The organism is Bradyrhizobium genomosp. III (assembly GCF_000261705.1).
Classification (GTDB): domain Bacteria; phylum Pseudomonadota; class Alphaproteobacteria; order Rhizobiales; family Xanthobacteraceae; genus Bradyrhizobium; species Bradyrhizobium ottawaense.
Window position 1 is genome coordinate 1 of sequence record NZ_AJQF01000300.1, and the last position, 9466, is coordinate 9466.

Genomic DNA, 9466 nt, shown 5'->3' on the forward strand with positions numbered 1-9466 from the left:
TAATACAAGGGTGGGCAAAGCGAAGCGTGCCCACGAATTCTTCATCGCGACGAACCGTGGGCACGGCGCTCCGCGCCTTTGCCCACCCTACGAGATCTCGTGCCCCGGACGCAGCGCAGCGTCCCCGGCGATGCGAAGCATCGTCCGGTGCGGTGCGCTGCAGAGCCGGGGCCCATGTCTCCACCGACTCGATCGCAGCATTCCGGGTCCCGGCTCGCGCTTCGCGCGTCCGGGACACGAGAAAATCAGACCGCCTTCACCCGCACTCTTAGCCCGTCCCGCGGCTTCGGGATCGGCCACATCTGCCAGTCCGGCTTGTAGCCGGGCTCCAGCGATACCTCGATGTTCTGCAAGAAGTGCCGCGCGAAGCATTTTGCCTGCATGTAGGCGAAGTGCAGGCCGAGGCACATATGCGCGCCGCCGCCGAACGGGACCCAGGCGAAGCGGTGGCGATTGCGCTGCGCTTCCTCGGTGAAGCGCAAGGGATCGAAACGATCCGGCTCCGGCCAGATATCCTTCATGTGATGGGTATAGAGCGGATTGACGCCGACCGCGGTGCCGGCGGGAATCGTAAAACCCTTGAAAGTGAAATTGCGCATGGCGCGGCGCGGCATCGAAGGCACCGGCGGCTTGATCCGCAGCGCTTCCTTGAACGCCATCTCGGACAGCGGCATCTTTTCGAGATCGTCGAAGCTGCTCGGCGCGCCCGGCGCGAGCCCGAGCGCGAGGACTTCCGCGCGCAGCCTGTCCTGCCAGTCCGGATTGGCAGCGAGTTCGCCGATGAAGGAGGTCAGCGACGAAGTCAGCGTGTCGTGCGCCGCCATCATCAGGAAGCTCATATGGTCGATGATGTCCTGCTCGGAGAGTAGCGCGCCGTCCTCATGGGTGGCGCGGCACAGCTGCGAGAACAGATCATCGCCGCCATGATTGCCGCGGCGAAGCGGGATCTGTTCGCGGAAATAGGCGACGATGCGTTTGCGCCCCCTGACGCCGGCGGCCATCTGGGTGCCGGGCAGGGGACGGCGGATCGGGGCGACCGCGGCGGCGACCATGTCGACGAAGGCGCGGTTGATCTCGTCGACCTCCGGCCCGATATCGGCGCCGAGGAAGGACGCCGCAGCGAGATCCAGCGTGAGCTGCTTCATCGCGGGGTAGAGCTGCATCTCGCCGGGCTTGGCCTTCCACTGCGCGACCCGCGCGGAGATGCCGCGGTCGAGATCGGCCAGGTAGGATTTCATCGGCCCGGACTTGAACGCGACCGACAGCGCCTTGCGGTGCAGCCGGTGCTCGTCGAAATCGAGCAGCATCAATCCGCGCGGAAACAACAGGCCGAGCACCTTGTTCCAGCCGTGGGTCGAGGAGAACAGCTTTTGCTGGTCGAACATCACCAGCTCGTTGGCCTCGGGCCCGAGCAGCACGACATTGGTCTCGCCGAACACATGGGTGCGGTAGACCGGGCCATATTTGGCGCCGTTCGCCTCGATGTGGCCCTTGGGATCGGCCAGCACCTGGAAGGTCTTGCCGATGATCGGCCATCCCTCGTCGCCGGGAATGTGCGTCAGGGCGTTGCGCTTGGGCGCGGTGTAGTCGGGCGCCGGTGCGGCCACATTCTGCATCGACATGACGATTGCTCCGGTTGGCAGGCTCCGCGAACATAGCACGATCTGGCCGCGATGATGCGACGCTTGGTGGTGCAATTTACCTCGGATGTCGTCCCCGCGTAGGCGGGGACCCATAGCCACAGGGAGAAGTTTTGTGCGCGATAGTGGTTAGCAATCTTCGCCAAACCCTATGCTGTGGTTATGGGTCCCGGATCTGCGCGCGCTTTGGGCGCGCTTGTCCGGGACGACGAGTAGAGAGAGCTGGCGTCCTACCGCTTCGCCGCTTCCTTCTGCAGATCCGGGGCGTTGACAGCGGGGATGGCGACGCGGCCGGGGCCGGTCACCTTCAGCGCCTCGGCGGCCTTCTCGTTCTCCATGATCTTGGCCATCACTGCCTGGCCTGCACGCTCGAAGATGGCGCGGTTCTCGACCACGAATTTTTGCGACCTGCGCAGGCCGTCGATATAGCCGTTGATCTCGGGCACGACGTAGCGCGCAACCATATCCCAGCTGCGGCGCGTCGCCTCCGGATTGGCCCAGTCGTGCACGAAGCCGATGATGGCGCCGACGCCGCCGGAGACCTGCATCACGTTCTTGATGGTTTTGACGAGATCGTCGGGCGTGCCGATGGTGGACGCCGCGCCCTCGACGAAGGCGGTCTTGTCCACGGCTTCATCCGGCGAGGAGAACGCGGTCAGGCCCGGCCGCTGCAGCGTGCCGACATTATACTCGTTGTGCCAGCGCATCAGCCCGGCGCCGGCTTCCTTGCGCGCCTGCTCGCGGGTCTCGGCGATGTGGAAGGTCAAGAGCACGCGCCAGTCGGCGCGGTTCACCTTGGTGCCGTGCTTCTTCGCAGCGTCCTCGGCGAACTGCCATTGCTGCTGTAGCGACATCAGGCCCTGTGTCGTCATCGAGCCCAGCGAGATGATGCCGCAGCCGTATTTGCCGGCGAGCGTCATGCCGGAGGGCGAGATCTGCGAGGCCACGACGAACGGCATCTCTTCCTGCAGCGGCAGGATCTGCAGCGCGGCATCGTTCATGGTGAACCAGTCGCTCTTGGCCGTGACGCGCTCACCGTTGAAGAGCCGGCGGATGACGCCGATGGCCTCGTCTTGCCGGTCGCGCTGCGTCATCGGGTCGATGCCGAGCGTGTGTGCGTCGGAGGCGAGCGCGCCGGGGCCGGAGCCGAAGATGGCGCGGCCGCCGGTCATGTGGTCGAGCTGCACCATGCGCTGGGCGACGTTGTAGGGATGGTGATAGGGCAGCGACACCACGCCGGTGCCGAGCTTGATCCGCTTGGTGCGCTCGCCGGCCGCAGCCAGGAACATCTCGGGCGAGGCGATCATCTCCCAGCCCGAGGAATGATGCTCTCCGCACCAGAACTCGTCGTAGCCGAGCGCATCGAGCTGCTCGACCAGCTCGAGATCGCGCCGGAACTGGAGCATCGGATGCTCCCCGATCGGGTGATGCGGGGCAAGGAAGGCTCCGAACTTCAGGCGCGCCATGGCGTTCTCTCCGGCTTTGATTTTCTGTTTGTTGAGGCAGTGAGGCTACGTGCCTGATGGCACGAACGCAATCGCGCGGTGTCCCGCGCGGCGGAATGCAGGCATGCGGCGAAGTTGCCTCTTCTCCCTCTCCCCGCTTGCGGCAGGGCTATGCATTTGAGGCAACCTCCGCCGCGGCACATCCTTCGAGAGGCCCGCCGTTGGCGGGCCCTCAGGATGAAGGCGGAGTACGCCGGTGCAGTTTCAAAGCACACCGACGCAGTTCAGCCTCATCCTGAGGGGACCGCGAAGCGGTCGTCTCGAAGGACGAGGCGCTTGCTCCGATGTCGCCGCGAAGCATGTGCGAGTGCCCTGCCGCAAGCGCGAGAGGCGAAGCACGCGAATCCTACCTCCGAGGTAATCGCGACACCGCGCGAGATCTGAAATCATCGGCACGATAATCCAGGGCCACGCGCCGATGCATCAGATCGTCACACAACAGATCGATTCGACCCGCCGCTGGTGGGTGCTGGCCATCGTCGTGGCCGCCCAATTCATGTTCGGCGTCGATGCCTTCATCGTTAACGTCGCAATTCCGACCATTGCGGTCGAGCTGAAGGCATCGCCCGCGCAGATCGAAGCGGTCATCGCGATCTATCTGATCGCTTATGCCACGCTTGTCGTCACCGGCGGCCGGCTCGGCGATATCCACGGCACCAAGACTGTCTTTTTGGCCGGCCTGCTCGGCTTCACGGCGACCTCGCTGTGGTGCGGGCTCGCGCTCTCAGGGGTGGAGCTGATCATCGCTCGCCTCGCGCAGGGCGCGACCGCGGCGCTGATGGTGCCCCAGGTGCTGGCGACGCTGCATCTCCTCTTCACCGACGAGACGCGCAGCCGCGCATTCGCCATCTACGGGATCGTGCTGGGGCTGGCGGGTGCCGCGGGCTTCCTGCTCGGCGGCCTGCTGGTCACGATCGACCTTGCCGGCACCGGCTGGCGTTCGGTGTTCTTCGTCAACGTGCCCTGCGGCCTCGTCATTGCAGGTGCCGCCTGGCGCATCATGCCATCGGTGCCGCGGCGATCAGGGACGAGGCTCGACATCAAGGGCAGCTCGGTCCTGTTCGCGGGGCTGCTGTGCCTGATCGGCCCGCTGCTTTTTGGTCACGATGCAGGCTGGGCACCCTGGCTGTGGGCCGTGATGGCGGTCGGCGGCGTCGTCCTCATAGCGTTCCTGAAGCTCGAGCAGGCAGTCGCTGGTGCCGGCGGCATGCCGTTGATCGACCTCACGCTGCTGGCGGACGCCGCTTTCCTGCGCGGGCTTGGCGCCGCCTTCTTTTTCTTCCTGGCCAATCTTTCCTTCTATCTGGTCATGACGCTGTTCATGCAGCGCGGCCTGAAAATCCCGCCGCTGTCAGCCGGCATGGCCTTCATCCCGCTTGCGCTTGCCTTCGTCGTGGCCTCGCGCCACAGCGGCGCGCGGGCGCGTCATCGCGGCACCAAGGTGTTGATCGAAGGCTGTGCGCTGCAGATCGCAGGCCTCGCCGCGCTCGCGCTTGTTGCAGCCTGTATCGATGCGCCATCGCCGCTTCTGCTCGCGTTCGTCATGATCATCTTCGGCTACGGTCAGGGATTGGTGATGGCGCCGCTCTCCGGCGCGGTGCTCTCGACCGTCAAGCCTGTCGCCGCAGGCTCGGCGTCGGGCATCTACGGCACGACGGCGCAGATCGGAAATGCGGCCGGAGTGGCCGCAATCGGCGCGGTGTTCTTCGCGGTCGATACCTTGCAATCAGCGCGCGCAGGATTTCTGGTCTCGCTTGCGCTGTTTGTGACATTAATCATGATCTGTGCCGCATTTCTGTCGTGGATGCGTCGCGCATCGGCGTGAAGTCGAGGCATTGCGGTTAATTCGTGCGGATTTCGGCGGAATTCCCCGTGATTTTCGTGGATTGACAGCGCACGGTCTTTTTATTTTGCAATGCAGCAACTATCTGGTTTGGCTAAGCGTTGAAAGCCGCCCACCAGGAAGTTGCCGTGTCGTTAGCCAAAAATGTTGATCTGTTGAGACGTCTGCCGAGGCTGGACGGTCTGCGCTTTGCCGAGCTCGGCCGGAGCGCGGATGCGTCCAGTCCATTGCAAGAGGTCACCGGCTTCGGCGACAACCCGGGGGCCTTGCGCATGTTCGCGTTCGTGCCGGCGCAGTTGCAGAAGCCGCGCGCGTTGGTCGTCGTGCTGCATGGCTGCGGGCAGGCGGCGGCGGGCTACGATCTCGGCGCGGGCTGGTCGACGCTCGCGAAGCACTATGGCTTCGCGCTGCTGATGCCCGAGCAGCAGCGGATCAACAACGGCAACACCTGCTTCAACTGGTTCAATCCGGAAGATACGGCGCGGGACAGCGGCGAGGCGTATTCGATCCGCGAGATGATCGCGCATATGGCGGAGGCGCATCGCATCGATCCCAAGCGCATCTTCATCACCGGCTTGTCCGCCGGCGGCGGCATGACGTCGGTGATGCTCGCGACCTATCCGGAAGTCTTCGCGGCGGGTGCGGTCATTGCCGGACTGCCCTATGGCATCGCCTCGAATTTGCGCGAGGCACTGGACGGCATGTTTCATTCCCCGGTGCGTCCCGCGCGCGAGCTCGGCGATCTTGTGCGCAATGCCTCGGATTATCGCGGCCCCTGGCCGAAGATCTCGGTGTGGCACGGCAGCGCCGACCGCACCGTCAATCCCGGCAATGCCAACGAGATCGTCAAACAGTGGCTCGATCTGCACGATCTGCCGGAAGCGCCGATGGCGGAGACCAATGTCGACGGCTATCCGCGCCAGGCCTGGTGGGGCAAGGACGGCGAGACGCTGGTCGAGTCCTACGCCATCACCGACATGGCGCACGGCACACCGCTTGGGCTGGCCGACAACGACCAGCGCTATGGCGTCGAAGGCGCGTTCCTGATCGAGGCCGGCATTTCCTCGTCCTATCACATCGCAAAATTCTTCGGCCTCACCGGCTGGATTGCAGACGCTGCAAAGGCGGAGGCCAAGCCTACAAGCAAGTCTACAAGCAGGCCTGCAGCGCAGCCGGCACTGACGCCCGCGCCGCATCTCGCCCGCTCGATCCGCGCAGCGGTCGCCGAACAGCCGGCCGAGCCGACGCGCGAGGAGGCTCGCAGCTTCGATCTCGGCCAGATCATCACGCGCGCACTGACCGCCGCAGGATTGATGAAGTAGCCCCAAACTCCGGACAAGCGCGCCCCAAGCGTGCGCCGATCCGGGACCCATTGCCACAGGGCAAAGTGAGGCGCGAAGGGCCAACTCCGAGTCCCCGCAAACCACGGCTTCCTGTGGTTATGGGTCCCGGATCTGCGCTTCGCTTGTCCGGGACGACAGCGACGTTTGTAGCGATGTCGTCGTGTCAGCCCGCGGAAACTACGCCGTCTGACCGATCCACTCGATCGGCGTCACCGTCACCTCGCCGCCGGCGACCTTCCGCGTCATCTCCTGATAGGCTTTGAAGAAGTCGCGCGATTGCAGCGCTTTTTGCGCGGCATCGTCAGCGACGCTGGCGAGATGGAAATAGCTGCCATCGTCGCGGTTTTTCAAGACGCGATAGCCGATCCGGCCCGTCAGCTCCGGATCGCCGTCGATCGCCTTGATGAAGCGGCCGACCTCCTGGTGCCAGGCGTCCGTCGTACCGTTCTTGAATTCATATCTGATCATGAAGTGCTTCATGTGACGCTCCCTGTTCGTCGTGTGCGTCATCATCTGCGGCTTGCTAGCGATCCTGCAAGTATGGACAAGATTGATAGTATGGACTTTTTCGACGTTGCTCCTATCCTCTTTGCCATAGCGTTTCGAGCGAAGTGGATGCCGGTTCGCGTGAAGAAAACGCGTCAAAACAAGAATCCAACGCGTGGAGGAGACGACATGGCGAAGGCGAACCCGGCGCGCATCTGTCCGGTCGCGGCCTTTCAGAAGATGATCAGCGGCAAGTACAAGCTGCGCATCGTCTGGGACCTCAAGGACGGCCCGCGCCGCTATGGCGAGATCCGCAGCGGCTTATTGCGCGGCACGGAAGGCAGCGCCGAGATCGCCCCGCGCGTGCTCAGCCGTGAATTGAAGGCCCTGACACAAAGCGGCCTGATCGACCGCAAGGATTTCGGCGAAGTGCCGCCGAAGGTCGAATATCGCTTGACTCGCAAGGGCAATAGCTTCGTGCCGGTCGTCGCGGCGATCCGCGACTGGGGCGATCGTCACCTCACTGAGACCGCCACGCTTGTGGACGCGGCGGAATAAACCTCACATCGCGCCGGTGATGAACGGATTGGTCATCCGTTCCTGGCCGATGCTTGAGCCGGCGCCGTGACCGCAGATGAAGCCGACGTCGTCGCCGAGCGGCAATAGCTTGGTCAGAATCGAGTTGATCAGCGTGGCGTGACTGCCGCCCGGCAAATCGGTGCGTCCGACCGAGCCGGCGAACAGGACATCGCCGACATGGGCGAAGCGCAGCTCCTTGTTGAAGAACACCACGCTGCCGGGCGAGTGGCCGGGGCAGTGGAAAATATCGAATTGCAAGCTGCCGATCGACACGGTGTCGCCTTCGGCGAGCCAACGGTCCGGCGCGAAATTGCGCACGCCGGTCATGCCGAAGCGTGCGCCGCTCTCGACCACATTGTCGAGCAGGAACTTGTCCGCTTCATGCGGGCCTTCGATCGGCACCTTCAGTGCATCGCGCAGATCGGCCGCGCCGCCGACATGATCGATATGGCCGTGGGTCAGCCAGATCTTCTCCACGGTGACGCCGGTCTGCTTGATCGCGTCCAGGATCTTGGGCACGTCCCCGCCGGGGTCGATCACCACCGCCTTCTTGGAGGGCTCGTCCCAGATGATGGTGCAGTTCTGCTCGAACAGCGTCACGGGAACGATGATCGCGCCGGCCTTGGATTGCGAAGAGTCTTGGGTGTCATTTTGCTCGGTCATGGCGCCACAATGCCGATTTTTGCCATGCCGCCAAGCAAAAGATTCGGCCAAAGATCTGGAATGGAGCCTGGAACAACCACGCCCGCCGTCACACGGCCGTCCCAATTGGCTCGCCAATTTGAACCGGGACGCTGCTGCCGCGTTCTTCCGCCCGAGGCGCAGATTTATGGATGGGTTCTCCAGCATGGCTCAGAGCGATAGCAACTGGTGGCGCGACGGCATCTTCTATCAGGTCTACCCGCGCTCCTTTCAGGACTCAGATGGTGACGGCGTCGGCGATCTCGCCGGCATTTTGCAGCGGTTGCCTTACGTCAAATCGCTCGGCGTCGATGCGATCTGGCTGTCGCCGATCTTTCCCTCGCCGATGGAGGATTTCGGCTACGACATCTCCGACTATACCGGCATCGAGCCGGTGTTCGGCACGATGGCCGATTTCGATGCGCTGATCACGGCCGCCCACGACAACGGCCTGAAACTGATCCTCGACCTCGTGCCGAACCACACCTCCGATCAGCATGCCTGGTTCGTCGAGAGCCGCGCCTCGCGCGACAATCCCAAGCGAGACTGGTACATCTGGCGCGATCCGGCACCCGACGGCGGGGTGCCGAACAACTGGCTGTCCGAGTTCGGCGGCAGCGCGTGGCAGTTCGATGAGACCACGGGGCAATATTACTACCATGCCTTTCTCGCCCAGCAGCCGGACCTGAACTGGCGCAATCCGGACGTCCGTGCCGCGATCTACGACGTGATGCGGTTCTGGCTCGACAAGGGCGTCGACGGCTTTCGCGTCGACGTGATCTGGCACCTGATCAAGGATGCCGAATTCCGCGACAACCCGCCCAATCCGCATTACGTCGAGGGCCGGCCGCCGAACGAAAGGATCATGACGCAATACTCCACCGACCAGCCGGAGGTGCATGACGTGATCGCCGAGATGCGACGCGTCACCGATGAATTCGAAGCCCGCGTGCTGATCGGCGAGATCTATCTGCCGCTGCACCGTCTCATGGCCTATTACGGCAACGACCTCACCGGCGCGCAGATGCCGTTCAATTTCGCGCTGCTCTTGACCTTCTGGAGCGCGCGCTCGATCGAGACAATCATCGAGGATTACGAGAAGGCGCTGCCGCGCGGCGCCTGGCCGAACTGGGTGCTCGGCAATCACGATCGCCCGCGCGTCGCAAGCCGCGTGGGTCCCGAGCAGGCCCGTGTCGCCGCCATGCTGCTGCTGACGCTGCGCGGCACGCCGACGCTCTATTACGGCGACGAGATCGGCATGCATCAAGTGGCGATTGCGCCGGAGGACGTGCGCGACCCCTTCGAAAAGAACGTGCCCGGCATCGGTGTCGGCCGCGACGGCTGCCGCACGCCGATGCAGTGGGATGCGACCGAATTCGCCGGCTTTTC

8 protein-coding genes are annotated in these 9466 nt (G+C 64.0%); 4 read left to right on the forward strand and 4 right to left on the reverse strand.

Annotated features, from left to right (window positions below):
• Positions 1–245: 245 nt before the first annotated feature.
• Positions 246–1622, reverse strand: a complete 1377-nt coding sequence (locus tag IC66_RS0124920) for a cytochrome P450 (protein WP_038949465.1) — start codon at positions 1620–1622, stop codon at positions 246–248.
• A gap of 248 nt (positions 1623–1870) precedes the next feature.
• Positions 1871–3106, reverse strand: coding sequence for an LLM class flavin-dependent oxidoreductase (locus tag IC66_RS0124925; RefSeq protein WP_038949466.1), 1236 nt, complete (start codon positions 3104–3106; stop codon positions 1871–1873).
• Between the two features lie 457 nt (positions 3107–3563).
• Here IC66_RS0124925 and IC66_RS0124930 point away from each other — a divergent pair, with 457 nt between their 5' ends.
• A complete protein-coding gene (locus IC66_RS0124930) occupies positions 3564–4970 on the forward strand; it encodes an MFS transporter (RefSeq protein WP_038949467.1) in 1407 nt (468 codons plus the stop codon).
• 146 nt (positions 4971–5116) lie between these two features.
• Positions 5117–6310: an extracellular catalytic domain type 1 short-chain-length polyhydroxyalkanoate depolymerase gene (locus tag IC66_RS0124935; protein ID WP_038949469.1), complete on the forward strand. Its 1194-nt coding sequence runs from the start codon at positions 5117–5119 to the stop codon at positions 6308–6310.
• A gap of 198 nt (positions 6311–6508) precedes the next feature.
• On the opposite strand, the gene IC66_RS0124940 is transcribed toward IC66_RS0124935, so the two are convergent.
• On the reverse strand, positions 6509–6811 hold the full coding sequence (locus IC66_RS0124940; RefSeq protein ID WP_244429158.1) for a hypothetical protein: 303 nt from the start codon (positions 6809–6811) through the stop codon (positions 6509–6511).
• Between the two features lie 60 nt (positions 6812–6871).
• Here IC66_RS0124940 and IC66_RS0124945 point away from each other — a divergent pair, with 60 nt between their 5' ends.
• Positions 6872–7375 carry a winged helix-turn-helix transcriptional regulator gene (locus IC66_RS0124945; RefSeq protein ID WP_244429159.1) on the forward strand — a complete coding sequence of 168 codons (504 nt, stop codon included), beginning with the start codon at positions 6872–6874 and terminating at the stop codon, positions 7373–7375.
• Positions 7376–7378: 3 nt separating this feature from the next.
• Here IC66_RS0124945 and IC66_RS0124950 read toward each other — a convergent pair whose 3' ends face one another.
• Positions 7379–8059, reverse strand: coding sequence for an MBL fold metallo-hydrolase (locus tag IC66_RS0124950; protein WP_038949472.1), 681 nt, complete (start codon positions 8057–8059; stop codon positions 7379–7381).
• Between the two features lie 184 nt (positions 8060–8243).
• Between IC66_RS0124950 and IC66_RS0124955 the strand changes: the two genes are divergently transcribed.
• On the forward strand, positions 8244–9466 hold a 1223-nt coding region (locus IC66_RS0124955), incomplete at its 3' end, for an alpha-amylase family glycosyl hydrolase (RefSeq protein WP_038949473.1).